Origin of the sequence: Microbacterium phycohabitans (genome assembly GCF_032464935.1) — a bacterium.
Lineage (GTDB): Bacteria > Actinomycetota > Actinomycetes > Actinomycetales > Microbacteriaceae > Microbacterium > Microbacterium phycohabitans.
The window spans coordinates 301,813-327,899 of the sequence record NZ_JAWDIT010000002.1 but is presented as its reverse complement, the minus strand read 5'-3'; the positions used below and the strand labels follow the sequence as shown (position 1 = coordinate 327,899).

Annotated in this window: 27 protein-coding genes; 8 read left to right on the top strand and 19 right to left on the bottom strand. The window is 71.0% G+C overall.

Annotation, left to right across the window (positions count from 1 at the left end; all coding sequences use genetic code 11):
• Positions 1-125 precede the first annotated feature (125 nt).
• The gene (locus RWH44_RS05935) at positions 126-2,321 is read left to right on the top strand and encodes an ATP-dependent Clp protease ATP-binding subunit (RefSeq protein WP_298876547.1); all 2,196 of its coding nucleotides are present in this window, start codon (positions 126-128) and stop codon (positions 2,319-2,321) included.
• 68 nt (positions 2,322-2,389) lie between these two features.
• Here RWH44_RS05935 and RWH44_RS05930 read toward each other — a convergent pair whose 3' ends face one another.
• The 3 genes from RWH44_RS05930 to RWH44_RS05920 all read right to left on the bottom strand — a co-directional run bounded on the left by RWH44_RS05930 (position 2,390) and on the right by RWH44_RS05920 (position 5,416).
• On the bottom strand, positions 2,390-3,034 hold the full coding sequence (locus tag RWH44_RS05930) for a YdcF family protein (protein WP_316003852.1): 645 nt from the start codon (positions 3,032-3,034) through the stop codon (positions 2,390-2,392).
• A 227-nt stretch (positions 3,035-3,261) separates the two neighbouring features.
• Positions 3,262-3,846, bottom strand: a complete 585-nt coding sequence (locus tag RWH44_RS05925; protein ID WP_316003851.1) for a nitroreductase family protein — start codon at positions 3,844-3,846, stop codon at positions 3,262-3,264.
• Positions 3,847-4,054: 208 nt separating this feature from the next.
• Positions 4,055-5,416 carry a glucose-6-phosphate dehydrogenase gene (locus tag RWH44_RS05920; RefSeq protein ID WP_298876538.1) on the bottom strand — a complete coding sequence of 454 codons (1,362 nt, stop codon included), beginning with the start codon at positions 5,414-5,416 and terminating at the stop codon, positions 4,055-4,057.
• A gap of 114 nt (positions 5,417-5,530) precedes the next feature.
• Between RWH44_RS05920 and RWH44_RS05915 the strand changes: the two genes are divergently transcribed.
• Positions 5,531-7,300, top strand: a complete 1,770-nt coding sequence (locus RWH44_RS05915) for a glycoside hydrolase family 15 protein (protein WP_316003850.1) — start codon at positions 5,531-5,533, stop codon at positions 7,298-7,300.
• A gap of 29 nt (positions 7,301-7,329) precedes the next feature.
• On the opposite strand, the gene RWH44_RS05910 is transcribed toward RWH44_RS05915, so the two are convergent.
• The 5 genes from RWH44_RS05910 to RWH44_RS05890 form a co-directional block, all read right to left on the bottom strand.
• Entirely contained in the window at positions 7,330-8,334 is a 1,005-nt protein-coding gene (locus RWH44_RS05910) for a transketolase family protein (protein ID WP_316003849.1), read from the bottom strand.
• The gene (locus RWH44_RS05905; protein WP_316003848.1) at positions 8,331-9,203 is read right to left on the bottom strand and encodes a transketolase; all 873 of its coding nucleotides are present in this window, start codon (positions 9,201-9,203) and stop codon (positions 8,331-8,333) included. The genes RWH44_RS05910 and RWH44_RS05905 overlap by 4 nt, the downstream gene beginning before the upstream one ends.
• 8 nt (positions 9,204-9,211) lie before the next feature.
• On the bottom strand, positions 9,212-10,543 hold the full coding sequence (locus RWH44_RS05900) for an MFS transporter (RefSeq protein ID WP_316003847.1): 1,332 nt from the start codon (positions 10,541-10,543) through the stop codon (positions 9,212-9,214).
• A gap of 32 nt (positions 10,544-10,575) precedes the next feature.
• On the bottom strand, positions 10,576-11,448 hold the full coding sequence (locus RWH44_RS05895; protein WP_316003846.1) for an NAD(P)-dependent oxidoreductase: 873 nt from the start codon (positions 11,446-11,448) through the stop codon (positions 10,576-10,578).
• A 104-nt stretch (positions 11,449-11,552) separates the two neighbouring features.
• Complete coding sequence (locus RWH44_RS05890; RefSeq protein WP_298876516.1) at positions 11,553-12,257, bottom strand: FadR/GntR family transcriptional regulator; 705 nt, start codon at positions 12,255-12,257, stop codon at positions 11,553-11,555.
• A 91-nt stretch (positions 12,258-12,348) separates the two neighbouring features.
• On the opposite strand from RWH44_RS05890, the gene RWH44_RS05885 reads away from it, so the two are divergent.
• The 3 genes from RWH44_RS05885 to RWH44_RS05875 all read left to right on the top strand — a co-directional run bounded on the left by RWH44_RS05885 (position 12,349) and on the right by RWH44_RS05875 (position 14,274).
• Positions 12,349-13,080: a hypothetical protein gene (locus RWH44_RS05885; RefSeq protein ID WP_316003845.1), complete on the top strand. Its 732-nt coding sequence runs from the start codon at positions 12,349-12,351 to the stop codon at positions 13,078-13,080.
• Positions 13,081-13,165: 85 nt separating this feature from the next.
• Entirely contained in the window at positions 13,166-13,879 is a 714-nt protein-coding gene (locus RWH44_RS05880) for a hypothetical protein (RefSeq protein ID WP_316003844.1), read from the top strand.
• Positions 13,880-13,893: 14 nt separating this feature from the next.
• Complete coding sequence (locus RWH44_RS05875; protein ID WP_298876509.1) at positions 13,894-14,274, top strand: VOC family protein; 381 nt, start codon at positions 13,894-13,896, stop codon at positions 14,272-14,274.
• Positions 14,275-14,355: 81 nt separating this feature from the next.
• Here the strand turns inward: RWH44_RS05875 and RWH44_RS05870 are convergent, their stop codons facing one another.
• From RWH44_RS05870 to RWH44_RS05855, 4 genes are all read right to left on the bottom strand, one after another.
• Complete coding sequence (locus RWH44_RS05870) at positions 14,356-15,471, bottom strand: ABC transporter permease (protein ID WP_316003843.1); 1,116 nt, start codon at positions 15,469-15,471, stop codon at positions 14,356-14,358.
• Positions 15,468-16,352, bottom strand: a complete 885-nt coding sequence (locus tag RWH44_RS05865) for an ABC transporter ATP-binding protein (RefSeq protein WP_316003842.1) — start codon at positions 16,350-16,352, stop codon at positions 15,468-15,470. Before RWH44_RS05865 ends, RWH44_RS05870 begins: the two co-directional genes overlap by 4 nt.
• Before the next feature lie 185 nt (positions 16,353-16,537).
• Entirely contained in the window at positions 16,538-17,203 is a 666-nt protein-coding gene (locus tag RWH44_RS05860; protein WP_316003841.1) for a response regulator, read from the bottom strand.
• Complete coding sequence (locus RWH44_RS05855; protein ID WP_316003840.1) at positions 17,196-18,455, bottom strand: sensor histidine kinase; 1,260 nt, start codon at positions 18,453-18,455, stop codon at positions 17,196-17,198. Before RWH44_RS05855 ends, RWH44_RS05860 begins: the two co-directional genes overlap by 8 nt.
• A gap of 143 nt (positions 18,456-18,598) precedes the next feature.
• On the opposite strand from RWH44_RS05855, the gene RWH44_RS05850 reads away from it, so the two are divergent.
• The gene (locus RWH44_RS05850; RefSeq protein WP_316003839.1) at positions 18,599-19,171 is read left to right on the top strand and encodes an NADPH-dependent FMN reductase; all 573 of its coding nucleotides are present in this window, start codon (positions 18,599-18,601) and stop codon (positions 19,169-19,171) included.
• 151 nt (positions 19,172-19,322) lie between these two features.
• Here the strand turns inward: RWH44_RS05850 and RWH44_RS05845 are convergent, their stop codons facing one another.
• The 3 genes from RWH44_RS05845 to RWH44_RS05835 form a co-directional block, all read right to left on the bottom strand.
• On the bottom strand, positions 19,323-20,564 hold the full coding sequence (locus tag RWH44_RS05845) for an RNA polymerase sigma factor (RefSeq protein ID WP_316003838.1): 1,242 nt from the start codon (positions 20,562-20,564) through the stop codon (positions 19,323-19,325).
• Positions 20,561-20,986 carry a YciI family protein gene (locus RWH44_RS05840; RefSeq protein WP_298876488.1) on the bottom strand — a complete coding sequence of 142 codons (426 nt, stop codon included), beginning with the start codon at positions 20,984-20,986 and terminating at the stop codon, positions 20,561-20,563. Before RWH44_RS05840 ends, RWH44_RS05845 begins: the two co-directional genes overlap by 4 nt.
• Before the next feature lie 285 nt (positions 20,987-21,271).
• Positions 21,272-22,117 (bottom strand): exodeoxyribonuclease III, encoded by an 846-nt coding sequence (locus tag RWH44_RS05835; protein WP_316003837.1) that lies wholly within the window; start codon positions 22,115-22,117, stop codon positions 21,272-21,274.
• Positions 22,118-22,342: 225 nt separating this feature from the next.
• Between RWH44_RS05835 and pyrE the strand changes: the two genes are divergently transcribed.
• Complete coding sequence (pyrE, locus tag RWH44_RS05830; protein ID WP_298876480.1) at positions 22,343-22,921, top strand: orotate phosphoribosyltransferase; 579 nt, start codon at positions 22,343-22,345, stop codon at positions 22,919-22,921.
• Between the two features lie 73 nt (positions 22,922-22,994).
• Here pyrE and RWH44_RS05825 read toward each other — a convergent pair whose 3' ends face one another.
• The 4 genes from RWH44_RS05825 to RWH44_RS05810 form a co-directional block, all read right to left on the bottom strand.
• Positions 22,995-23,141: a hypothetical protein gene (locus RWH44_RS05825; RefSeq protein ID WP_316003836.1), complete on the bottom strand. Its 147-nt coding sequence runs from the start codon at positions 23,139-23,141 to the stop codon at positions 22,995-22,997.
• A gap of 80 nt (positions 23,142-23,221) precedes the next feature.
• On the bottom strand, positions 23,222-23,794 hold the full coding sequence (locus RWH44_RS05820) for a YdeI/OmpD-associated family protein (RefSeq protein ID WP_316003835.1): 573 nt from the start codon (positions 23,792-23,794) through the stop codon (positions 23,222-23,224).
• 2 nt (positions 23,795-23,796) lie between these two features.
• Entirely contained in the window at positions 23,797-24,627 is an 831-nt protein-coding gene (locus RWH44_RS05815) for an HAD-IIA family hydrolase (RefSeq protein WP_298876475.1), read from the bottom strand.
• A gap of 127 nt (positions 24,628-24,754) precedes the next feature.
• A complete protein-coding gene (locus RWH44_RS05810; protein WP_298876471.1) occupies positions 24,755-24,925 on the bottom strand; it encodes a CsbD family protein in 171 nt (56 codons plus the stop codon).
• Positions 24,926-25,116: 191 nt separating this feature from the next.
• Between RWH44_RS05810 and RWH44_RS05805 the strand changes: the two genes are divergently transcribed.
• Positions 25,117-26,064 (top strand): SDR family NAD(P)-dependent oxidoreductase, encoded by a 948-nt coding sequence (locus RWH44_RS05805; protein ID WP_316003834.1) that lies wholly within the window; start codon positions 25,117-25,119, stop codon positions 26,062-26,064.
• Positions 26,065-26,087 lie beyond the last annotated feature (23 nt).

The following is a 26,087-nucleotide window of genomic DNA, read 5'->3' as shown; positions in this document are numbered from 1 at the left end:
GCTCACCATAGACCCGCCGTTGCGGGCCTGTCGCGGGCTCGTGGCATCCATTGCCGGGAGATCGTCCGACTGCTAAACTTGAGTCAACGCAACTCAAGTTTGCGACCAGACTTCCAGGAGACCACATGAACGCCACGCAACAGCCGGGACAGGAGGACGCGCGCAGCGCCCTCGAGCAATTCGGCATCAACCTCACCGACCGGGCCCGCCAGGGCAAGCTCGACCCCGTGATCGGGCGCGACGGAGAGATCCGGCGCGTCAGCCAGGTGCTCACCCGGCGCACCAAGAACAACCCCGTGCTCATCGGTGAACCCGGCGTCGGCAAGACCGCCGTCGTCGAGGGCCTCGCCCAGCGCATCGTCGCGGGCGACGTCGCCGAGAGCCTCAAAGACAAGGAGCTCGTCTCGCTCGACATCTCGGCGCTCGTCGCCGGGGCCATGTACCGCGGACAGTTCGAGGAACGGCTCAAGAGCGTCCTCAAGGAGATCACCGAGTCCGACGGGCGCGTCATCACCTTCATCGACGAACTGCACGTGCTCATGGGCGCGGGCGGCGGCGAGGGCTCGGTCGCGGCCAGCAACATGCTCAAGCCCATGCTCGCGCGCGGCGAGCTGCGGCTGATCGGCGCCACGACGCTCGACGAGTACCGCGAGTTCATCGAGAAGGACGCCGCTCTCGAGCGCCGCTTCCAGCAGGTCTACGTCGGCGAGCCCACCGTCGAAGACACCGTCGCGATCCTCCGCGGCCTCAAGGAGCGCTACGAGGCGCACCACAAGGTCGCGATCGCGGATGCCGCGCTGGTCGCCGCCGCGGCGCTGTCGAACCGGTACATCCCGTCGCGACAGCTGCCCGACAAGGCGATCGACCTGATCGACGAAGCGGCATCCCGCCTGCGCATGGAGATCGACTCCGCTCCGCTGGAGATCGACGAACTGCGTCGGCACGTCGACCGGCTCAAGCTCGAAGAGCTCGCGCTGAAGAAGGAGAAGGACGACGCGTCCAAGGAGCGCCTCGCGACTCTGCGCGAGACGCTGGCCGCCGAGCAGGCCAAGCTCGACGAGCTGCAGACCCGGTGGGAGCGCGAGCGCGCCTCGCTCAACCGCGTCGGCGACCTCAAGACCCGATTGGATGCCGCCCGCGTCGACGCCGAGCGCGCCCAGCGCGAGGGCAACCTCGAGCGCGCGTCGCGGTTGCTGTACGCCGAGATCCCGGCCCTGGAGCGCGAGCTCATGACCGCCGAGCGCGAAGAGCCCGCGGGCGACCGCATGGTCAACGAGCAAGTGACCGACGAAGACATCGCGGCGGTCATCGCGGCGTGGACCGGCATCCCCGTCGGGCGGCTGCTGCAGGGCGAGACCGAGAAGCTGCTGCACCTCGAGCGCGAGCTCGGCCGCCGTCTGATCGGGCAGAAGGATGCCGTCAAGGCGGTGTCCGACGCCGTCCGCCGTTCGCGCGCGGGCATCAGCGACCCGAACCGGCCGGTCGGCTCGTTCCTCTTCCTCGGCCCCACGGGCGTCGGGAAGACGGAGCTGGCGAAGTCGCTCGCCGACTTCCTCTTCGACGACGAGCACGCCATGGTGCGCATCGACATGTCGGAGTACGGCGAGAAGCACTCCGTCTCGCGCCTGGTCGGCGCCCCTCCGGGATACGTCGGGTACGAGGCCGGCGGCCAGCTCACCGAGGCCGTACGTCGACGCCCCTACAGCGTCGTGCTGCTCGACGAGGTCGAGAAGGCCCACCCCGAGGTGTTCGACGTGCTGCTGCAGGTCATGGACGACGGTCGGCTGACCGATGGACAGGGTCGCACCGTCGATTTCACCAATGTCATCCTGATTCTCACCAGCAACCTCGGCTCGCCGATCCTCATCGACCCGACGATGTCGATGGATGCCAAGCGCGAGCAGGTGCAGGCGCTGGTGCGCCAGGCGTTCAAGCCCGAGTTCGTGAACCGTCTCGACGACATCGTGATCTTCCAGGCCCTGAGCCAGGACGACCTCGCGCAGATCGTCGAACTGGCGGTGGACGCCCTGCACAAGCGACTGCGCGAACGTCGACTGACGCTGGCGGTCACGCCCGACGCCCGCTCGTGGCTCGCCGAGCGCGGCTACGACCCGGTGTACGGGGCCCGGCCGCTGCGGCGACTGATCCAGACCGAGATCCAGAACCGCCTCGCCATGGCGATCCTCGCCGGGTCGGTGCACGACGGAGACGTCGTGCGGGTCGACGTGGCCAGCGACGGCGACTCGCTCATGCTGGCCAGCACCGGCCCCGCGGCCGACGATGTCGACGACGACGTGATCGACGCCGAGATCGTCGAGTAATCGCGAACGACGAGAGGGGATGCCACGCGGAGTGCGTGTCATCCCCTCTCGGTGCGCGCCGCCCAGGGTCAGGGGCAGGGGGTGAGCCAGGCTTTGACGAACCCCGCGGTCTGATACGCGTACTGGAACACCCAGTCGAAGAAGGTCATGTCGGTGTCGACGCCCACGACGGTGACATCGTTCGCGGAGCATTTCGCGAAGATGTACCGGGTGCGGGCGACGTGCGGCGTGAACGTGATCACGACCGTCTTGCCGACCTCGTGCCTCGCCGCGTAGGCGGTGAGCATCTTCGCTTCACCGGCCGTCGTGAACGGCTCGGGCGACCGGCAGCTCACCCCGTGCTGACGGCAGATGTCGAGGTGTGCCGCGTCGAAGTCGGGGTCGCCGCGACCCTGCCGGCTCTGGGAGACCGAGACCAGCAGAGGTGCCCGACCATCCGTGTCGCGCAGCGCCGTGGCGAGCGCGAGCCGCTCGGGTTGCGGCGGACCGATGACGTAGACGAGGTCGGCATCCGTCGGATCGCCCTGCGGCGGGAAGACGTAGACCGGCAACCCCGCGACCGCCAGGACGACGGCGGCGATCGCGAGCCCCAGGGCGAGGCGTCGCAGGGTCCGCCGCGCGCGTGCTCCGGTCCGCGTTCCGCGTCCTGCATGGGTCGGCGCCGTGCGCCGCGGTCGCCCGGCGTCCGTGGCGATGGGGGAGGGGGTCGTCACATCGCCGATGGTAGGCGGCGATGCGCACGTCGCGGTCACCGGCGTCCGCGCCGGACGCTGCGGGTGAGCGCACCGCCTCCGCCCTCGTTCCGAGGCTGCGCGCGTCGGGCAGGTCGCCGCCGGAACGCGTTCGCCCCCGCGCCACGATTACGGGCGCAGGGGCGAACGGTGGAGGCGAGGCGCCGGGTATCGTACGGCGACGATGCCCGGCCGGATGCCGTCGGGCGTCAGGCGTCGAGCAGCAGCGACTCGGCGAGCGGACGACGCACCCGGGGCGCGGACTCGCGCGAACGGACGGCCTCGTCCGCGGCATCCACGTCGCCGAAGGCACCCACGGCGATCACGGTCACGGGCGTGAAGCGCTCGTCGATGTCGAACGCGGTGCGCAGCTCGTCGGGGGAGAAGCCGCCCATGGTGTGGGTGGCGAGGCTGCGGGCGTGGGCCTCGACCGTGAAGAACGCGGCCGCCTGACCGGCGTCGTAGGTCGCCCAGGGGCGGGCGTTGCCCTCGTCGTCGGTGGTCTCGGCGAGGACGACCAGGAGCGCACCGGCGGCCGGGGCCCAGCCCTGGTTGAAGCCGACGAGCGAGCCCACGATGCGCGTGTGCGCCTCGGCGCCGCGGCGCGCGAGGAGGAAGCGCCAGGGCTGGGTGTTGCTGGCCGACGGCGACCACCGCGCGGCCTCGAGGGCGGCGCGCAGGGCCTCTTCGTTGATCGGGGCCTCCGCGTCGAAGACCCGGGTGCTCCATCGCTCGGCGAGGACGTCGAGGATCGGCACGTCGGTCTGGGCGGTGCGGTCGAGAACGTGGGACATGGGTTTACTCCTGAGGGTGAGAACGATGCCGGGACGCCGTTGACCCTCAGCATCCAACGCGAAGACCACCCGGCCTGTTCCCGTGTGACGTCATGCGTCTTCGGGGCGGGTGGCGGCGGATGCCGTGGGGCACGGCCGGAGGCCGACGGAACACGGGGACGGACGCGGACCGATGGCCGCGGTCACGCGGACGGGCGCGCGTGCGCGCTCAGGCGCTCCACGACGCCGGACCCGCCGTCCCGGCCGGGTATTCGTCGAGCGGCACCTCGTCCTTGCGCCACGCGTCGATCACCGGCTGCACGATCCGCCAGCACTGCTCGGCCGCGTCGCCGCGCACGGCGAGCATGGCGTCTCCGTCGAGGATGCCGGAGAGCACTTCGCCGTAGGCCTTGAGCGCGCCCTCGCCGAGGTGGGCGGCGAGGGTCACGCGCTCGAGCTCGAGGGGGTCGTCGGCGCCGTTCACGTTGAGGGCGAGGCTCATCGTGTCGGGGCCGAGCGAGAACACGAGCTGAGACGGTTCGCTCTCGCCGACGAAGCCCCCGGGCAGGTGCCGAACGGGCTTGAACGTGACGGTCACCGCGGGGTCGCCCTCACCGAGCGCCTTGCCGGAACGCAGCAGGATCGGCACGCCCTGCCAGCGGGAGGTGCGCACCTCGACGGTCATCTCCGCGAGCGTCTCGGTGCCCCGCGCCGCGTCGACCCCCGGCTCCTCGACGTACGACGGGAAGTGACGCTCGCCGACGTCGCCGGCCGTGTAGCGGGCGCGGCGCGAGTTCGCGACGGGATCGTCGTCGAGCACGTGCGTCGCGCGCAGCACCGCCGAGGTGGCGTCGCGCAGATCGAGCTGGTCGAGCGAGGCCGGCGGCTCCATGGTGACGAACGCCATGACCTGCAGCAGGTGGCTCTGGATCATGTCGACGAGGGCGCCGGCGGCGTCGTAGTACCCCGCACGACCCTCGAGCCCGAGGGCCTCGGGGAAGTCGATGCGGATCGACGCGATGTCGTCGGCCGACCACACGCTCTCGATGAGCCGGTTCGCGAAGCGGACGCCGAGGAGGTTGAGCACCGTCGAGCGCCCCAGGAAGTGGTCGATGCGGAACACCTGGTCCTCGGGCACGAGGGTCGCCAGCTGCTGGTTGAGCTTGTGCGCGCTCGCCTCGTCGGTTCCGAAGGGCTTCTCGAGGGCCAGGATCGTCCCCTCGGGGATCGTCACGTCGCTCAGGGCGAGGCAGGACTTCTCGGTCACCGCGGGCGGCACGGCGAAATAGAGGGCGGGCCGCCCTTCGGCGTCGTCGAGCAGCTTCTGCAGGTCGTCGGCCTTCGTGATGTCGGCCTGCGAGTAGGTCGTCTCGGCGACCGCGTCGAAGGCGGCTTCGGCACCGATCGTCTGGAAGGCCGTGCGCACCACCTCGCGCCAGTGCTCGTCGGTCCAGTCGTCCATGCCCGCGCCGTGCAGGCGCACGGAGCGGCCCGGTTCGCGCACCAGCAGCTGGCCCAGGGCCGGCAGGAGGAGTCGGGAGGTGAGGTCGCCCGAAGCGCCCAAAATGATCAGGGTGGTGTCCGCGGCCATGCGGCCACCGTATCGCCCCGCACGCGCACGTGCGCAGCGCTTGCAGCCGGTACAGGGATGCCGCTATCGAGATGCCCTGCCGCGATGCCGGTGTCACCTGTCATGATCACGAGGGTGACGACTCCGATCGAGGATTACGCCGTCCTCAGCAACTGCCGCTCCGCCGCCCTGGTCTCCCGCGAGGGGAGCGTCGACTGGCTGTGTCTGCCCCGGTACGACAGCGGGTCGATGTTCGGCGCCCTGCTGGGCGACGAGTCGCACGGGTGCTGGTCGCTGCGTCCGACCGATCCGGATGCCACCGCCACGCGCCACTACGACGGCGACACGTTCGTGCTCGTGACCCGCTGGGAGACGGCGACCGGCGTCGCCGAGGTGCACGACGCGATGCCCATCGACGAGGGCGTGGAGGCGGTCGTGCGCCGCGTCGTGGGGATCTCGGGAGAGATCGACTTCGTGAGCGAGCTGCGCCTGCGCTTCGACTACGCCCGCGCGGTGCCGTGGGTGCGGCAGATCGGCAAAGGGCACGAGCACGCGATCCTCGCGGTGGCGGGGCCGGATGCCGTGGTCGTGCGCGGTCCGCGTCTGATCGCGGTCGACACCGCCCACCGCGCGCTGTGGACGACCGTCGCGGGGGAGAGCGTCGATTCGACGCTGTCGTGGGGGCCGTCGTGGCAGGACGCGCCGGCACCCATCGACGTGGACGCCACCCTCAAGCGCACGAACGAGTGGTGGACGGCGTGGGCGGCGCGCGTCGCGGCATCCGGAGAGCACGCCGAACTCGTCACGCGCTCGTTGCTCGTGCTGCGGGCGCTGACCCACGCGGAGACCGGCGGCATCGTGGCCGCCGCGACGACGTCGCTGCCCGAGGCCTTCGGCGGCGGACGCAACTGGGACTACCGCTACGTGTGGCTGCGCGATGCCGCCCTCACGCTCACCGCGTACATCGAGCACGGCTTCCTGGGTGCCGCGCACCGGTGGCGCACCTGGCTGCTGCGCGCGATCGCGGGCGATCCCGCCGACGTGCAGATCATGTACGGCATCGCGGGCGAACGCGACCTGCCCGAGCGCGAGCTGACGAGCCTGCCCGGCTACGGCGGCGCGAGCCCCGTGCGCATCGGCAACGGCGCGGTCGATCAGTACCAGGCCGACGTGATCGGCGAGGTGATGGTGGCCCTCGACGCCGCGCGTCGCGCGGGGGTCTCCGAGACGTCGTTCTCGTGGGGCCTGCAGCGCGCTCTCCTCACGCAGTCGGCGCAGTGGTTCGACCGTCCCGACAACGGCATCTGGGAGATGCGCGGCGATCCGCATTTCTTCACCCACTCGCGCGCGATGGTGTGGGCGGCGTTCGACCGTGGCATCCGGGCGGTCGAGGAGAACGGCCTCGACGGCGACATCGACACCTGGCGCACCCTGCGCGATCGGGTCCGCGCCGACATCGACGCGCACGGGGTGCACGCCGGCGGATGGTTCACGCAGCACTTCGACACCGACGAGGTCGACGCGTCGCTGCTGATCCTGCCGCAGGTGGGCTTCTGCGCGTACGACGATCCCCGCATGCTCGCCACGGTCGCCCGCATGGAGCAGACGCTCATGCCCGACGGCTGGCTGCTGCGCTACCGCACGACCGGCGTCGACGGTCTCGCGGGTGACGAGCATCCGTTCCTGGCGTGCTCGTTCTGGCTCGTCGGGCAGTACGCCCGCACCGGTCGTCGCGACGACGCGGTCGCCCTCATGCGACGCCTCACGGCGGTCGCGAACGACATCGGTCTGCTGTCGGAGGAGTACGACCCCCGTGACGGACGGCAGGCGGGCAACACTCCCCAGGCGCTCTCGCACCTCGCGCTCGTCCTCGCCTCCGACGCGCTCGAGGCCACGGCCCCCTGAGATGGGCCGTGGCCGTCGGCGTCGATCGCTCAGTCGCTTGCGCGCAGCTCGCGTAGCACCCGCGCGATGATCGCGTCGGTGGAGAGTCCGTAGCGGTCGTGCAGGGTGGGGAGGGCCCCGGCGTCGAGGAAGGCGTCGGGCAGTCCGATCGGCACCACGCGGCGCGAGACGCCCCGACGCACGAGGGCGCCGGCGACGGTCTCGAAGAGCCCGCCGACGACGGTGTGGTTCTCCAGCGTCACGGCCAACCGCGGGGTGTCGAGTTCGCGCAGCACGGTCTCCTCGTCGAACGGCTTGAGCGTGGGGGCGTGCACGACCGCGACGTCGACGCGCTCGGCGGCGAGGCGCTCCGCGGCCTGCAACGCCCGCATCGTCATCAGGCCGCTGCTGACGAACACGACGTCGGCGCCGGGGCGCACGACCTTCGCCTTTCCGAGCTCGAACGTGTAGTCGTACTCGTCGAGCACCGTGGGCACCTGACCACGCAGCAGACGCAGATACGTCGGGCCGGCGTGATCGGCGAGCTGCGGGACGGCGGCGGCGATGTCTACCGAGTCGCACGGGTCGACGATCGTGACGTTCGGCATCCCGCGGAAGATCGCGACGTCCTCGGTCGCCTGGTGGCTCGGCCCGTACCCGGTCGTGAGTCCGGGGAGCCCCCCGACGATGTTGACGTTGAGGTTCGGCTCGGCGATGTCGAGGCAGATGAAGTCGTACGCGCGCCGCGCGGCGAACACCGAGTACGTCGAGGCGAAGGGCACGAGCCCGACCTCGGCCATGCCGGCGGCCGCCCCGAACAGCAGCTGCTCGGCCATGCCCATCTGGAAGAACCGCTCCGGATGCCGGTCGCGGAAGATGTGCATGTCGGTGTACTTCGCGAGGTCGGCGCTGAGGCCGACGACCCGCTGGTCGCGCTCCGCGAGTTCCGCGAGCGCGTGCCCGAAGGGGGCGGCGGCGGTCTTCTGCCCGGGGTCGGCGAACGAGGCGATCATCGCCGAGGTCTTCAGCTTCGGGGCGGCCGTGACGTTGCTCATCGGCTGGTCTCCTCGTATCCCGCGATGAGCTGTGCGCGGCACACGGCCCATTCGTCCTCGTCGATGCGCATGAAGTGGTTCTTCTCGCGCTGCTCCAGCAGGGGCACGCCCTTGCCGACGGTGACGTCGCACAGGATCACCTGCGGAGCGCCCACCGGGTCGCGGTCGGCGATGGCGTCGAACGCCGCGAGCACGGCATCCGGATCGTTCCCGTCGACGCGCTGGGTGTTCCACCCGAAGGCCGCCCACTTCTCCTCGGCGGGTTCGATCGCGAGCACGCCCGCGGTCGGTCCGTCGGCCTGGAGGGCGTTCATGTCGACGATCGCGGTGAGGTTGCCGAGGCGATGGGATGCCGCGCTCATGGCCGCCTCCCACGTCGAGCCCTCGTTGAGCTCGCCGTCGGAGAGGAAGTTGAACACGCGCGAATCGCTGCCGCGGTGCCGCAGGCCCAGGGCCATGCCGACGGCCACGGTCAGCCCGTGCCCGAGCGACCCGCCCGAGATCTCCATGCCGGGGGTGTAGCTGGCCATCCCCGACATCGGCAGCCGCGAATCATCGGACCCGTAGGTGTCGAGCTCTTCGCGCGAGATCACTCCGGCCTCGGCGAGGGCGGCGTAGAGGGCGATGGCGTAGTGCCCGGTGGAGAGGAGGAAGCGGTCGCGGTCCTCCCAGTGCGGGTCGTCGGCGCGATAGCGCAGCTGGTCGAGGTACACCGCGGCCAGCACGTCGGCCGCGCCGAGGGCCTGGCCGACGTAGCCCTGGCCCTGCACCTCGCCCATGTGCAGCGCATTCAGGCGGATCCGCTGCGCGCCCGCGCGGATCGCGGCGGCGCGCTCGGCGACGGATGCGGTCGTGGTCGTGATCGTCATGGAGGACCTCATCGGGTGGGGGTGAGAGCGGGAGCCGTGGCCTCGGCCGTGTCGCCGACGCGCACGGGCGCGGTCTCGCGGGTCACGGCGGCGACAGCGGTCGAGATGACGCCGAGGGCGACGAAGAGCAGCGCGGGGCCGATCCAGCCGACGCCGGCGTAGAGCGCGGTGGCGAGGAAGGGCAGCAAGCCCGCGATGATCGAGGCGCCGTTGTAGCCGAGCGAGATGCCCGACGAGCGGACGTCGCGCGAGAACAGTTCGCTGAACCAGCTCGACTCGACGGCGAAGATGGGGTCGTGGCTCAGCAGCAGGCTGAGGGCGACGGCGACGACCACCATGATGACGGCGCCGGTGTTGATGAGCAGGAACATCGGGATGCCGAAGGCGATCGTGAAGATCGCACCCAGCAGGAACACGGGCTTGCGGCCGATGCGGTCGCTCCAGGCGCCGTAGAGCAGGTGCGAAACGAGTCCGAGGGCGGAGCCGGCCATCGTGCCCCAGAGCACGTACTGCTTGTCGGTGACGGCGGCCAGGCCGACGTAGGACAGGACGAAGCTCGTGGTCACGTAGTAGCCGCCGGTCTCGGCCAGACGCAGGCCGATGATGCGCAGCACCAGTCGCCAGTCGCGCTTGAACATCGCGATCACGGGCTGCTTGTGGATCTCGCCCTGGCTCTTCATCTTCTCGAACTCGGGCGACTCCTTGACTCCGAGGCGGATCCACAGGCCGATCGCGACCATCACGATCGAGAGCAGGAAGGGCACGCGCCACACCCAGTCGCCCTCGAACAGCGCGTTCGAGAGGAGGAAGGTGCCGTTGGCCAGCAGCAGACCCGCCGGGATGCCGATCTGCGGCACGGCCCCGAAGAACCCGCGGCGCTTGGCGGGGGAGTGCTCGACGGCCATCAGCACCGCTCCGCCCCACTCGGCGCCGAACCCGATGCCCTGGACGGCGCGGAGGACGATCAGCAGGACCGGGGCGAGCACGCCGACCATGGCGTAAGTGGGGAGGAGCCCGACGGCGAAGGTCGCCGCGCCCATGACGATCAGCGAGGCCAGCAGCACGGTCTTGCGGCCGATCCGGTCGCCGAAGTGCCCGGCGAGGTAGCCGCCGAGGGGGCGGAAGAAGAAGCCGACCGCGAGCACGGCGAACGACTGCAGTACGCCGACGACCGGGTCCTCGGCGTGGAAGAAGACCGAGCCGAAGTAGGCGGCCGAGGCGGTGCCGTAGATGAAGAAGTCGTAGGACTCCACGGCGGTGCCGATCATCGAGGCGATCGAGACCTTGACGGGGTTGTCGCCGAGCGGTTTCTGGCGCGGCGTGCGGGTGGGGGCGGTCATGTCGTTGTTCCTCCTTGAACAGACGGGTGGAGTCAGGGGTGGGGGTAGGTCTCGATGACCCGCGAGTCGTCGCGGGTGCCCAGGCCCGCGGCCTGGGCGGCGAGGTAACGCTCGCGCGCGGAATCCAGCAGAGGGGTCTCGGCGCCCGCGGCGCGGGCTGCCTCGAAGACGAGCCCGGAGTCCTTGACGAAGATGTTGATCTGGCTGGTGACCTCGACGTCGGTGCCCTCGAGCATGCGCGGGCCGCGGTCGGAGAGCATCCACGACCCGGCGGCGCCGGACTCGAGCAGGGGCAGCACCTCGGCGGGGTCGAGGCCCAGCCGAGCGGCGAGCGACAGCGCTTCGGCCGCGGCGACGATGTGCACCGAGCACAGGTGCTGGTTGACGACCTTGATGCTCTGCCCGCGGCCGAGCTCGTCGCCGACCGTCCGCACGGTCCCGAACTGCGACAGCACCGGCTCGACGGCCGCGATGTCGGCGGCGGGGCCCGAGGCGAAGATCGTCAGCGAACCGGTGGTGGCCCGGGCGACACCGCCGGTGACGGGGGCGTCCACGACGCGCGCTCCGCCGGCGAGCAGTCGTTCCGACGCCGAGCGCACGGCATCCGGTCCGACGGTGCTCATGACGACCCAGGTGCGGCCGGCGACCGCGTCGGCCGCGAAGGCCTGGTCGACCAGTGCGTCGAGGTGCTCGGGGGTGGCGACCATGACCACGACGATCGGGTCGTCGTCGGCATCCGCGATGGATTCGACCGCGCGGATGCCGTCGGCCTCGGCGCGCTCGCGGGCGGGCGCGAAGGGGTCGACGCCGGTGACCGCGAGGTCGGCCTGCGTGAGCCTGCGGGCCATCGGGAGTCCGATCGCGCCGAGCCCCACGAACGTCACTCGATCCGCGCTGAGCGTCATCGCCGTCTACCTCCATCGATGTGCGGAACGCGAATGGTTAACCAATCGCGGACCCAGTAAAGCGCGGCATGAGCCGCCTGTCAAGATTGGTTAGCCAATCGGCGTCAGCGGTCGGAGACGAGCCCGAGGTTCTGCCAGTTGCGGAAGTGCTCGCGCATCGCGGCGCGTGCCGCCGCGGGGTCGCCGGCCTCGATGGCATCCACGATCGGGTAGTGCACGCTGTCGGTGCGGAGGGTTCCGTCGGCGTCGGGGACCTCCACCGCCACCGCCTCGAGGCGTCGGACGCGGATCGTCTCGCTCAGCACGTGGCTGAGGCCCTCGTGCAGCAGGTGCATGACGGGATTCTCGACGGCGAGCTGCAGGCGGCGGTGGAAGGCGATGTCGGCGGCGAGTGCCTCGTCGTGCTCGCCCGCGCGGGTCGCGGCGATCATGCGGTCGACGAGCTCGCGCAGCTCGGTCACCACGTCCGCCGACGCCCGCTCGGCCGCGGCGCCCGCCGCGGTCTCTTCGAGCATCATCCGGGATTCGGCGAACTGCTCGTCGGTGAGGTGTCCGAACTCCCGCGAGATCGTGAAGTAGCTGCGGACGAAGTCGTCGCGGGGCGTGTCGAGGTAGGTGCCGCGACCCTGGACGCGCGTGAGGAAGCCGAGGCGTTCCAGCACCAGCAGGTGCTCGCGCAAGGCTCCGCGACTGATCCCGAGCGCCTCGACCAGGTCGCGCTCGGGCGGCAGGCGGCGGGCGGTGGTCCCGTCTTCGGCGACGGCGAGCGCGACGATGTCGGCGACGAAGCCCTCGAGCGCTCCCGGCACGGTTCCTCCTGTCCCGATCGTTCCAGCCTATCCAGCCCGTTCCGCGACCGGAGCCGGGCCGGGGCGGATGCCGCGGTCGTAGAGTCGGGGCATGAGCGCCGACGACGTCGAGCTGCGCCGCCTGCGCGAGCGCGTGTACGGCGGCACCGGCGATCCGCCGACGCCCGACGAGATCGCACGCCTGGGTGCCCTGGAAGACGTCCTCCGGCGCGACGCGGTGCGGGCACCGCACGCGCCCGCACCGAAAGCGCCGTCACCCGCCGTGCCCGCGCCCGCCAGGCCCGCGCCCGCCGCAATCGACGAGGCCGACCGGCCGGAGGGGAGGGATGCCGATCCCCACCGCCCGCGCGTCTTCTCCCTGATCGTCGGTGTCGTGGCCGCGCTCGCGCTGCTCGGTGCGGGATACGCCGCGGGCGTCGCTTCGCCTGCCTTCGTCGCCGCATCCGCGACCCCCTCGCCGTCGGCGAGCCCGCGGTTCCCCGAGCTGACGTTCCCGCAGACCGATGACGACGTCATCACGGCGCAGCTCATCGACGACAGCGGCATCGACCCGACCACCACGCGTTACATCGCGGTCGTGCGCGGGTTCCGGGTGTACCTCGCGAAGCGCGAGCGCGGAGAGGGATCGTGCGTGGTCACCTTCGTCGACGCCGACGACGAGCCGTGGGCCGCGGGATGCACCACGGGCGGGCCCTTCGACGACGCGGCGGTGTTCGGCATCGACCAGCATCTGAGCATCGCGATCGGCGACACGTCGCGCATGACGATCACCGGGACGCCGGTGCGACTGTCGGAGTCGGTGACCGCCTACATCACCGAGTGAGGCAGGCGCCGTCGCGGCTCGCCCCACTCCACGCCGCCCATGCGCGGGAGGCCCGGGCCCGCGCGCGCGGTCGTAGAGTCATCGCATGGACGAGGACGTCGAGCTGGAGGGTCTGCGCGAGCGCATCTACGGGCCCGACGGCGCGAGCGCGACGCCCGAGATGATCGCCCGGCTCGCGGAGCTCGAAGAAGGGCGCCGCGCCGACCCCACCCCCTCCTCCGACGACGTGCGGGATGCCCGAGGCGGGGATGCCACGGCCGCCGGCGCCGCCCGCCCGGATCCGGGACATATGGATGCCGAGCCCGCGGCCGCCGTGCCCGGCGGCGGGCGTGCCCGCCGGGTGCTGCGGTGGGCGCTCGCCGCGGCCGGTGCGGTGGCGCTCGTCGGGCTGGGCATCGCGATCGGCGCCGGTCTCGCCGCACCCGCGGCGTCCGCGGATCCGGCGTCGGCCGCCTACCCGGAATTGACGTTCCCGCAGACGGTCGAAGACGTGATCTCCGCCGACATCCTCCGCGACAGCGGAATCGATCCCTCCAGCACCCGCTACATCGCCACGGTCAGCGACTTCCGCGTCTACCTCGCCCAGCCCGACGACGGCGACGGCGTCTGCATCGCGACGTTCACGTCTTCCGACAATCGGCCGTGGTCGGTGGGCTGCGCCTCCGGCAGCGCCGGTCCGTCGGCCGCGTTCGGAGTCGACGGCGACCTGACCGTCGCGGTCGGCGAGACCGACCCGTCGGCCGTCGACGGCATCCCCATCCGTCTGTCCGACAGCGTCACGGCGTACGTGGCGCGCTGATGAGAGGAGAACCCATGTTCCACCCCGATGGCGCCTTCGCCGGCTTCGCGGTCGACGACCTCGACGCCGCGCACCGCTTCTACGCCGACACCCTCGGTCTGCGCGTGGAGGTGCTCGAGGGATCGGGCTTCCTCCGCCTGCACCTGGCATCCGGGGGGAGCATCCTCGTCTACGGCAAGCCCCATCACGAGCCGGCGTCGTTCACGGTGCTGAACTTCCCCGTGGCCGATGTCGAGGCGGCCGTCGACGACCTGCGGGCGCGGGGCGTCGAGACCAAGATCTACGACGACGCCGACTTCCCCACCGACTCGCGCGGCATCATGCGCGAGGGGGGACCGCTCATCGCGTGGTTCCGCGATCCCGCCGGCAACGTGCTCGCGGTCCTGGAGGAGTGAAACGCCCCGCCACCGCGGCGACGGGCGGATGGATGCCGCGAGTCACGGCATCCATCCGCCCGGTGATCCGAGCAGGATCGTTCAGCCCTTCAGGGCCTCCGCCAGCTTGACGCGCGCGCCCATGCGCAGCAGCGAGTTGCGGTAGATACGCGACGCGAGCCCGATCGCCGCGACGCACGAGGCGACGAGGATCAGCAGCGACAGCACGGGCTCCCACCACTGGGCGTCGCCGAGGTACATGCGCAGCGGCATGCCCACGGGGGCCGAGAAGGGCACGTACGACATCACGGTGAGCACGACGGGGTTGTCGTTGAAGAAGATCACCAGGAAGTACGGCGCCATGATCAGCATCGTGATCGGCGTCGTGGTCGCCCCGATGTCCTCCTGCCGCGACACCATCGCGGCGGCCGCGGCGAAGAGCGCCGCCAGCAGCACGAAGCCGAAGAGGAAGAAGATCGCGAACCACGCGATGGGGGCGCCGAGGGCGTCGAGCACCCCCGCCTGATCGGTCACCGCGAGGCCGATGACCGCGACCGCCGCCAGCAGCACGATCTGCGCCATCGCGAGGATCGTGTTGCCCAGCACCTTGCCCGCCAGCAGGGCTCGGACGGGGATCGCCGAGATGAGGATCTCGACCACGCGCGTCTGCTTCTCCTCCACGACGCTCTGCGCGATCGTTCCGCCGAAGGTCGAGGCGGCGATGAGGAACACGATGCCGAAGGCGAGGGCGATGAAGTACCGCAGGACGTCGGCGGCGTTCGATCCCGGGTCGATGCGATCGACGGGTGGGGTCTCGCTGAGCATCTGCAGCAGGGTGGAGGGGACGCTGTCCTTCACCACGACGGTGAAGTCGAACGACGACTCCGACGAGCCCGAGACCAGGGCGGCATCCACCGTTCCGTCGGCGACGAGGGCACGGGCGTCGTCGTCGCTGTCGGCGACGGTCACCTCGAGGCCGTCGAGGCTCGACACGGCGCTCTGGGTCTGCGAGGTGACGGCGACCGGGATGCCGCTGGACGCGGCGTTGCCGGCCGTGAACCCGCCCCACAGCACCGAGGCGAGAGCCGCGAGGATCAGCACCGCGGTCGAGATCACGAACGGCTTGCTCCGCAGCTTCGAGCCGATCTCCCGCTCGGCGACGAGCCAGATGCTCAGTGCCTCGCCGGGCGAGCGGCGGGCGGGGGTCGTGGTGCTCACTGGATGACCTCCTTGAAGATCTCGGCCAGGGTCGGACGCTGGGGGGCGAAGCTCGCGACGTCGCCGCGCGAGACGGCGCCCTGCAGCACGCGCTGCGCGGTGGCGTCATCGGCCGCGTCGAACAGGGCGTACCCGCCGTCGAAGTCGATGACCGTCACCCCCGGTTCCTCGCGCAGCCAGCCGGCGTCGCTGCCCGAGACCAGCTCGTAGCGGTGCGTGGCGTGCTGGGCGCGCAGCTCGTCGCGGGTCCCGGCAGCGCGGATCGTGCCGGCCGCGATGATCACGAGGTCGTCGCACAAGCGCTCGACGACGTCGAGCTGGTGCGACGAGAACAGCACGGCGGTGCCGGCCGCGGCTTTCTCCTGGAGCACTCCCGCCACCACGTCGACCGCGAGCGGGTCGAGGCCCGAGAAGGGCTCGTCGAGGATGAGCACCTCGGGCTCGTGGACGAGGGATGCCGCGATCTGCGCGCGCTGCTGGTTGCCCAGCGAGAGGGTCTCGACGGCATCGCCGAGGCGCTCGCCGAGTCCGAGTCGTTCGAGCAGCGCCGTCGCCTTCCGCGTCGCCTCGGCCTTGGAGAAGCCGTGCAGACGGGCCAGGTACGCGATCTGCTCGGCGACCTTCATCTTGGGGTACAGCCCGCGTTCTTCGGGCATGTACCCGAAGCGGCGGCGGTCGGCCGTCGTCACGGGGGAGCCGTTCAGGGCGACCGATCCGGCGTCCTTCCCGAGCACGCCGAGGGCGATGCGCATGGTGGTCGTCTTGCCGGCGCCGTTCCCGCCGACGAAGCCCGTCAGCCGCCCGGGAGCGACGGTGAAGCCCACGTCGTCGAGCACGCGGCGGCCGCCGTAGCTCTTGGTGATGCCGTCCAGTTCCAACACGGTGCACCCCTTCTTCTCGTTGCTTCCACGCTAGGGATGCCGATGCGGATGCGCCTCCACCGGGCGAGGGTGATCCGGCTCCGCCGCGCGGGGGAGGGGCCCCGCCGCCCCGTGGCCGGGCTTCGTTCACGAGGTCCCTGAGCCTGTCGAAGGGACCGGGCCGGCCGTGCCGGCTCCGCCCCGCGTCAGGCCGAGCCGTGCCGGTGCGCGAGCACCACGGCCTGCACGCGGTCGCGCGCGCCGAGCTTCTGCAGCACGTTCGACACGTGCGTCTTCACCGTCGCCTCGCCGATGAACAGTCGTGCGGCGATCTCGGCATTGCTCAGCGCGTCGGACATGAGGCGCAGCACCTCGGCCTCGCGCTCCGTGAGCGGTTCGGTCAGGGGGAGGGGCGGAGGAGTGGATTCCGGTGGCGAGGGTGCGCGAGTCGCGAACCGCTCGATGACCCGCCGCGTGACCTCGGGAGCCAGCAGCGCGTCGCCCGCGCCCACGATGCGCACCGCCGAGACGAGCTCCTCGGGACCGGCGTTCTTGAGCAGGAAGCCGCTGGCCCCGGCATCCAGCGCCGCGAAGAGGTAGTCGTCGCGGTCGAAGGTCGTCACGATGAGGATCGCCGCCTCCGAGCTCGGGTCGGCGGTCAGTAGGCGGGTGGCCTCCAGGCCGTCCATGTCGGGCATCTGCACGTCCATGCAGATCACGTCGGGATGCAGCCGACCCGCCGCCGACACCGCCTCGGCGCCGGTCGCCGCCTCGCCCACGACAGTGATGTCGGGCTCGAGCGAGAGGATCGTGCGGAAGCCCGCGCGCATCATGGCGTGGTCGTCGACGACGAGCACGCGCAGCTCAGGCATGCGAGACCTCCGCCGTGGCGAGGGGGACGCGCACGCGCACGAGCCACCCGCCGCGCGATCGGGGGCCGATCTCGATGCTGCCGCCCGATACGGCCGCCCGCTCGCGCATCCCGAGCTGACCGAGGCCCGGGGTCGTCGACCCGGCGCGGCCGGTGTTCGAGACTTCGAGCTCGACGGCCTCCCGGGAGAAGCGCAGGCGCACGTCCGCCGTCGCGCCGGGCCCGGCATGACGCCGGGCGTTCGTCAGGGCCTCCTGCGCGATGCGGTAGAGATTGACCTGCACGAGCGGCGGCGGGTCGATGACGGGCTCGCCGACCACGGTGAAGGTGGTGCGGAGCCCCGCCGCCTCGGCCTCGTCGACGAGGGCGCGGATCGACGTGAGCCCGTGCGTGGTGGGGGCGGTGTCGGGGGAGGCGTCGGAATCCGGCGATCGCAGCGTCTCGAGCAGCTGGCGCAGCTCGTGCAACGACGCGCGCGCCGACCCCTCGATGCTCGCGAGCGTCTCGCGAGCGGCATCCGGATCGCGCGAGAGCAGCGAGCGCGCCACCCCCGCCTGCACGCCCATGAGCGAGACATGGTGGGCGACGACGTCGTGCAGCTCGCGGGCGATGCGCACGCGGTCGAGGGCCACCGCTTGAGCGGCGGTCACCTCGCGCTCCGATTCGAGCTCGGCGGTGCGCTCCTCGAGGGCTGCGCGCTCGCGCATCTGCTGGTGGGAGCGATCGCCGAAGTAGTAGGCGCCCCCGAAGAACAGCGCGTTCACCCCGATCATGAGCAGCTGGTAGGCCACGAAGGGCGAGAAGGCGCCGACGCGCGAGAAGGCCCCCTCGACGTCGGGGTCGACGGGCTGCGTGGCGTCTTGGAACATCACCACGAACAGCCACGCGAACATCCCGACGATGATCGCGACGCGCACGATCGTCGCGCGTCGGCGGTTCGGCTCCCACGCGCCCACGGTGTAGAGCGCGATGAACATCGCGATGTTGCCGGCGTACAGCTCGGGGATGCGGAAGGTCACCGCCAGGAAGTAAGCCACCGACACGATCACCGCGGTGACCGAGGGCCATTTCCGACGTACCGCGATCGGCGCGGCGAGCACCGCCACGTAGACGAGGGCGATCGCCAACGACCCCTGCTCGTCGCCGTAGATGCCGGAGACGGACGACAGCACCGCGCTCAGCATGCCGCCGAGGAACAGCACGACCGCGAGCACGAGATCGTTGCGCCGCTGCGTGCGGGTCAGTCGTGCCATCCCTCCACGCTAGGGGGCACCTCCGACACCCGCATCCCCCGTGGGACGGAGTCAAGAGGGGGCGGAATACAGGTTGGCGGGCGACGCTTGCACGTGAATGAAACCGGGCGCTCGACGCCCCCGTCTTCTCCGAGAGGATCACCGTGACCGACTACACGATCGGCTACATCGTCGGCAGTATCTCCAGCACCTCCATCAACCGTCGCCTGGCCAAGGCGCTCGAGAAGGTCGCCCCCGAGGGCGTCACGCTGAAGGAGATCCCGATCAAGGACCTCCCCTTCTACTCGCCCGACTACGACGGCGACTTCCCCCAGGTCGCGAAGGACTTCAAGAAGGCGATCGAGGATGCCGACGGCGTCTTCGTCGTGACCCCCGAGTACAGCCGCTCGATCCCCGGCGTGCTCAAGAACGCCCTCGACTGGTCGGCCCGCCCCTACGGCGAGGCGTCGTTCAACGACAAGCCCACCGCCGTCATCGGCACCTCGCAGGGCGGCATCGCCACCGCGGCCGCCCAGCAGCACCTCCGCGCGGTGCTCCTGCACTACAACGCCCTCGTGATGGGGCAGCCCGAGGGCTACATCCAGTCCACCCCCGGCCTGTTCGAGGAGGACGGCACCGTCACGAACGAGGGGACGGCCGAATTCCTGCGCTCGGTGATCGAGGCGCTCGTGACGCTCATCTCGCGCACGGCGCCCGCCGAGGTCCCCGCGGCCTGATCTCCGCGCGACGGCGGGGCCGGGCTGCGCGTCGGCCCCGCCGTCATCCCCCGGTGGCTTCGACAAGCTCAGCCACCTAAGTCGCCGCCCAGCCCCCATGTCGCGGCCCAGGTCCCTGAGCCTGTCGAAGGGCCCGGTACCCGTGTGCGCGTCACAGCCCCAGCGCGGCGGCCTTCCGCCGCAGCAGCTCGGCCTCTCGCTCGTTGCGGGTCAGACCCGCCGCCGCGAGCAGCTCGTCCCGCGCCTCGCGTGTGCGACCCAGCCGCGACAGCAGCTCGCCGCGCACCGACGGGATCAGGTGCGAGCCCCGCAGCACCCCGGTTGCGGCGAGACCGTCAACGAGCGCGAGTCCCTCCAAGGGCCCGGATGCCATCGACACGGCCACGGCGCGATTGAGCTCGACGACGGGGCTCGGGGCCACCCGACCGAGCACCTCGTACAGCACGACGATGCGATCCCAGTCCGTCGCGTCGACGCTCATCGCCTCCGCGTGACAGAGCGCGATCGCGGCCTGGAGCTGGTACGGCCCGCGGCCCTTCCCCCGCGCATCGGCCCGCTCGAGGAGCGACCGGCCGCGGGCGATCGCCGAGCGGTCCCACCGCCGACGGTCCTGGTCGGCGAGGAGCACGGCATCCCCGTTCGCATCCACGCGGGCCGCGAAACGCGACGCCTGCACCTCCATGAGGGCGCCGAGCCCCAGCACCTCGGGCTCGCGGGGGAGCAGTCGCGCGAGGACGCGCCCCAGCCGGATCGCCTCGTGCGCCAGCTCGGTGCGCAGCACGGCGTCGCCGGAGGTGGCGGCGTAGCCCTCGGTGAAGACGAGGTAGATCACGCTCAGCACCGCGCTGAGCCGCGTCGGCCACTGCGCCGGATCCGGCACCTCGAACGGGACCCGGGCCGCGCTCAGCGCCCTCTTCGCGCGGACGATCCGCTGCTGCATCGTCGTCACCGGCACGAGGAACAGGCGCGCGATCGCGTCCGTGTCGAGCCCGCCCACCACCTTCAGCGTCAGCGCGACCTGCGCCTCGCGCGCGAGCACCGGGTGGCAGGCCGCGAACACCAGCCGCAGCACGTCGTCGTCGATCGGCTGCCACTCGGCATCCATGATCTCGTCCACGTCCGCGCCGATCAGCCGGTACTTCTCGCCGAGGTTCTGCGCGCGACGCCAGCCGTCGATCGCCCGCCGCTTCGCGACCGCGGTCAGCCAGGCACCGGGATTCACGGGCACGCCCTCGCGCGGCCACTGCGCGAGGGCCTCGGCGACGGCATCCTGAGCCAGGTCCTCCGCCGTGGGGAGGTCTCCGACCACGCGCGCGAGCGTCGCGACGACGCGGGCGCCCTCGATGCGCCAGATCGCCGCGACGCGCCGCGAGACGTCGGAGTCGGGGCTCACCGCGAGGACTGCTCCTCGCGCCAACCCTCCTCCTTCTGGATGTACTCGTTGTCGGCGAACGCGGCGAAGTCGGTCTCGTCGGTCACGCGGCGCACCTCGAGCGTGTTGCCCGCGATGAGCGGCGCTCGGCGCGCCCACTCGACGGCTTCTTCCTTCGTCGACACCTCGATGATCCAGAAGCCGTTGAACAGCTCGTGCGTCTCGCCGTAGGGGCCGTCGGTGACGACGGGTTCGTCGCCGTCGAAGGTCACGACGAAGTTCTGGCTCATGTCCTCGGCCAGACCATCGCCCGCGACGAGCACTCCCGCGCTCATCATCGACTCGTTGTAGGCGCCCATCTCGTTGATGATCTGCTCGAACGGGATCTGCTTGTACGCCGCGTACGCCTCGTCGGTACCGCGCATGATCAGCATGAACTTCATCGTGGACTCTTCTCGTCGGTGCTCTCTCGAGCGATCTGAGGGGAGCGAATGCCTGCCCCTACTATCGCGTCGAACGGCGCGCGACGGAATCGACAGGGCCCGGAGAATTCTTCTGACGCACCGCCGGGCGGTGTCGCAGATCCGGAGATCGGCCGCAGATTCGGACGGATTCGAACGATGCGTCCGGATCCGTCGCCCGTTTCCGGATCTGTTCACCGGATGCCAGGCGGTAACGCCCGGCCGACCGCGGGCTGCATCCGCTGACCGGATGCCGCCGCCCGGCGCTCAGCCGAAGATCATCGGCAGGTCGTCATCGTCGTCGGCGCCCGACAGGTCGAGGTCGGCGACGACGGGGACGTGGTCGCTGGGGACCTCGCCCTTGCGCTCATTGCGGTGGATCTCGGCGCCGTGGACGGCGTCGGCGAACGCCTGCGAGCCCAGGATGAAGTCGATGCGCAGACCCTCGTTGCGGGGGAAACGCAGCTGCTTGTAGTCCCAGTAGGTGTAGCCGGTGGGAATGAGCGGCCGCACGACGTCGGTCAGCCCCGCGGTCTCGAACGCGGCGAACGCCGCGCGCTCGGGAGGGGAGACGTGCGTGGTCGCGCCCTCCACGACGGTGGGGTCGCCGTTGTCGTCATCGGTGGGGGCGATGTTGAAGTCGCCGGTCAGGGCGAGCGGCAGATCGGGGTGGGCCGCGAGCGTGTCGGCGGTGTACTGGCGGAGCTTGTCGAGCCAGTCGAGCTTGTAGACGTAGTGCGGATCGTCGAGCCCGCGGCCGTTGGGCACGTACAGGCTCCACACGCGCACGCCGTTCACGGTGGCGCCGATCGCGCGCGCCTCCTGCGGCAGGTCGGGCCCCTCTTTGCCCTTCTCGAAGCCCGGCATCCCCGGGAAGCCGATCTCGACGTCTTCGAGGGGCTCGCGGCTCGCGATCGCGACGCCGTTCCACTGGTTCAGGCCGTGCGCGGCGACGTGATACCCGGCCTCTTCGAAGGCGGCGTACGGGAACTGCTCCGTCTTGCACTTGATCTCCTGCATCGCCAGCACGTCGATGTGCTCGCGCACGCAGAACTCGACGGTGCGGGTCACACGAGCGCGGATGGAGTTGACGTTCCAGGTGGCCAGACGCATGGCATCCAGCCTACTTTCGGGGGAGGACATCGACGGTCGCGCGGCGCGGCCGGGCGGTCTCGTGCGAGCACCGCGCGTGAGCCGTCGTGCGGACATCGTCGTCGACACGCCGTCGCCCGTCGGGCGCTCGCGGCGTGGCGCCCGTGGACTCCGCGGGACGGATGCCGGGACGCTGCGCCGTGACATCCCGCGGCTGCGTCGTGGCGGCGCAATAGACTCGACGCCGTGACCACCGCCTCCACTGCCGAGCTCGAAGCCGACCGCCAGGCCCTCATCGGCCTCATCAACGCCGAGGCGGTGTTCCACGGCGATTTCACCCTCTCGAGCGGCAAGAAGGCGACGTACTACGTCGACATGCGCAAGCTCACGCTCGACCACCGCGCCGCCCCGGCGATCGGGCGTCTCGTGCTCGACCTCGTGAAAGACCTCGATGGTGTCGTCGCGGTCGGCGGACTCACGCTGGGCGCCGACCCGATCGCGAACGCCGTCATGCACGAGTCGGTGCACGCCGGCCGCCCGCTCGACGCGTTCGTCGTGCGCAAGGAGCCGAAGGACCACGGCCGCGGCCGCCAGATCGAGGGCGCCGATGTCGCGGGCAAGCGCGTCGTCGTCGTCGAAGACACCTCCACCACGGGTCAGTCGGCGCTCAAGGCCGTCGAGGCCCTGCGCCGCGAGGGCGCGGAGGTCGTCGCCGTCGCCGTCATCGTCGACCGCAAGACCGGCGCGCAGGCCGCGATCGAGGCCGAAGGCCTGCAGTGGCTGGCATCCATCGATCTCGACGACCTGGGGCTCGCTCCGCAGTAAGGCGATCGCGGCGCGCGCCGACGTCGCGCCTCGTTTTTGCTGTTGTGGTGCGATCCCGGATGCCGCGCTCGCTTCAGCGCGCGTCGTCGTCTGGACCGGGACCGTCGAACGGGTCGCGGCGGTCGCCGCGCTTCGAGCGCCGCCACTGCACAATGAACGCGACGAGGGTTCCGGCGGTGATGAAGAAGGCGGTGATCAGCCAGAGGGTGCGGTCGTCCATGCGCCCATCCTCCCCGAAGTCGCGCGGGGTCGAGCGGAGCGCCTTCGCAACGCGATCCGGCCGTGGGGAGGGTCAGCGGCTCAGGGCCTGCGGTTCTCCGCGGCGTCGGAGACGATCTTCGCGATCCGCTTCGCCCGGGTCTCGGGGCGCACGGCGGTCGCGATCTGCGTGAGCCCGAACTTCCGGCTGGACGGGGGGAAGGCGTCCCAATTCGCCCGCGCGGAGGGGACCGCGTCGAGGGCAGACGTGAGATCGGGCGGCTCCACGCCCGCCTCGGGGCCGTCGAGCATCTCCCATGACCCGTTCGCGCGGGCGACATCGATTGCGAGGCGACCGGCCGGGCGCAAGCGCCCCTCCGCCTCGAGACGAGCGACGCGGGCCTTGTTCGTCGCCGCCCAGCCGCTCGTGCCGCGACGTGGAGCGAACCACAGACCGGAGCTCACCTCGTCGAAGATGCGCACCGGGCCGTCGATCCATCCGAAGCACAGCGCTTCGCACACGGCATCCTCGTACGCGATGTAATGACCCGCGTCGGCCCCTCGCCCGCGCAACAACCAGGCACCCGTGGACGTCCGGTGATTCTCGTCGAGCCACGTCGACCATGCGGCGAGGTCGGCCGCCGCCACTCTCTCACCGTCGTCGAGGGCCCCCATCGTCAGATCCCGGCCGCGAGCCCCTCTTCGCCATCGGCGAGATCGGACTCGAGCGGTTCGCCGCGCACGAGTTCGGCGACCGAGCCGAGGATCTCGTCGGGGCGGAAGGGATAGCGCTCGATCTCGCGCTGGTCGCTGATGCCCGTCATCACGAGCACGGTGTGCAGGCCCGCCTCGATCCCGGCGACGATGTCGGTGTCCATGCGGTCACCGATCATGCCGGTGTTCTCGCTGTGGGCGCCGATGCGGTTCAGGGCCGAGCGGAACATCATCGGGTTGGGCTTGCCCACGATGTAGGGCTCTTTGCCGGTGGCCTTCGTGATGAGCGCCGCGATCGCGCCGGTCGCGGGCAGCACGCCCTCGGTCGAGGGGCCGGTGGCATCCGGGTTGGTGGCGATGAACCGCGCGCCGCCGCGGATGAAACGGATGGCCTTGGTGATGGCCTCGAAGGAGTAGTTGCGGGTCTCGCCCACCACGACGTAGTCGGGAGTGGTCTCGGTCATGATGAACCCGGCCTCGTGCAGGGCCGTCGTGAGCCCGGCCTCACCGATGACGAAGGCGGAGCCCCCCGGCATCTGCGACTTCAGGAAGTCGGCGGTGGCCAGAGCCGAGGTCCAGATCGACGACTCCGGGACGACGAGTCCCGAAGCCCGCAGCCGCGCACTCAGATCGCGCGGCGTGAAGATGGAGTTGTTCGTCAGAACAAGGAACGGCGTGCCCTCGGAGCGCCACTGGGCGAGCAGCTCGGACGCGCCCGCGATCGGCGTGTTCTCGTGGACGAGGACCCCGTCCATGTCGGTGAGCCAGCATTCGATGTCACCCCGGGTGCGCATGGGGCCAGCCTAGCCCCGGCCCCCGACACCGCCCGAGAGGGTTGCATTCTCGCGACGCCCCGCGGGAAACGAGCGCGGGCGGGCCCGACCGTGAGGTCGTGACCCGCCCGTCCGCCGTGCGGACGCCTTACTTGAAGGTGTCCTTCACGTTCTCGCCGGCCTTCTTGGCATCGGCCTGCACCTGGTCGGCCTTGCCCTCGGCGGCGAGCTTGTCGTTGTCGGTCGCGTTGCCGATCGCTTCCTTCGCCTTGCCCACGATGTCCTGAGCGGCGTTCTTGATCTTGTCGTCCAGACCCATGATCTGACTCCTTCTCGATGTGTCGGCGTCGTCGGCGGGGGTGTTCGTCGCGACGGAGCGGGATGCTCATGGTGTGGACGATGCGGGCGGGCCATTCGTCACGCCGTTCGGGAAAAAAGTTCGCGGATGCCGATATGCCCGGAACGGAATGGACCCGTGACGTGGGCACCCGATCTCGTTAGGGTCGAAGGGTGACGCGCGACGAGTGGGACCCCGAGAACCTCCCCGACCTGTCGGGGCGCTCCTACCTCGTCACCGGCGCCACCCGCGGTCTGGGGTATTTCGCGTGCGAGCAGCTCGCCGCGGCGGGAGCCCACGTGCTGCTGACCGGCCGCAATCCTCACAGTCTCGCGGCCGCCAAGGCGGCCGTGAAGCGCTCGACTCCGGATGCCGACATCGAGACGCTCCTGCTCGACACCAGCAACATGGGCTCGGTGCGTGCCGCCGCGGCGACGGCGCGTGCACGCGGACGCCTCGATGGGCTGCTGTTGAACGCCGGCGTCGTGCACCCGCCGAAGCAGCGCGAGACGGTCGGCGGCCACGAGCTCGTGTTCGCGACCAACGTTCTCGGTCACTTCGCCCTCGCCGGCGAGCTGCTCAAGCCGCTCGCGACCGCGCGCGGCCGCATGGTGTGGGTGGGGAGCATGTCGACCTCGCTGTGGAGGCACCTGCCCACCGACCCCGAGCTGCGCGAGGGCTACACGCCGTGGAAGGCGTACGTGCAGTCGAAGGCCGCGACCACCGCGCTCGCCCTCGAGGCCGACAAGATGCTGCGTGCCCACGGAGTCCCGGTCGAGAGCCTCGTGGCGCATCCGGGGTACTCCACGAGCGGGCGGACGCGCGGGGTGCGCGGCGTGAACGAGCCCAGTCGTCTGACGCGGTTCGTCGACAACCTCCAGGCGCCCATCACGCAGTCCAAGGAGCAGGGCGCGTGGGCACTCGTCCGCGCTCTCGTCGACCCCTCCGCCGAGGGCGGCTCGATGTACGGCCCTTCCCTCGTCGCCCGCGGAGCGCCGCGACGGGCGACTCCCGCCCGCGGTACGCGGCGCGCCGGGCTCGGCACCGAGCTGTGGCGCGCCTGCGAGACCGCCACGCACGTGAAGTGGCCCTTCGAGCGTGCGCGGCGCGCGGCATCCTGAGACTCCTCCCGCGATGTCGGCGG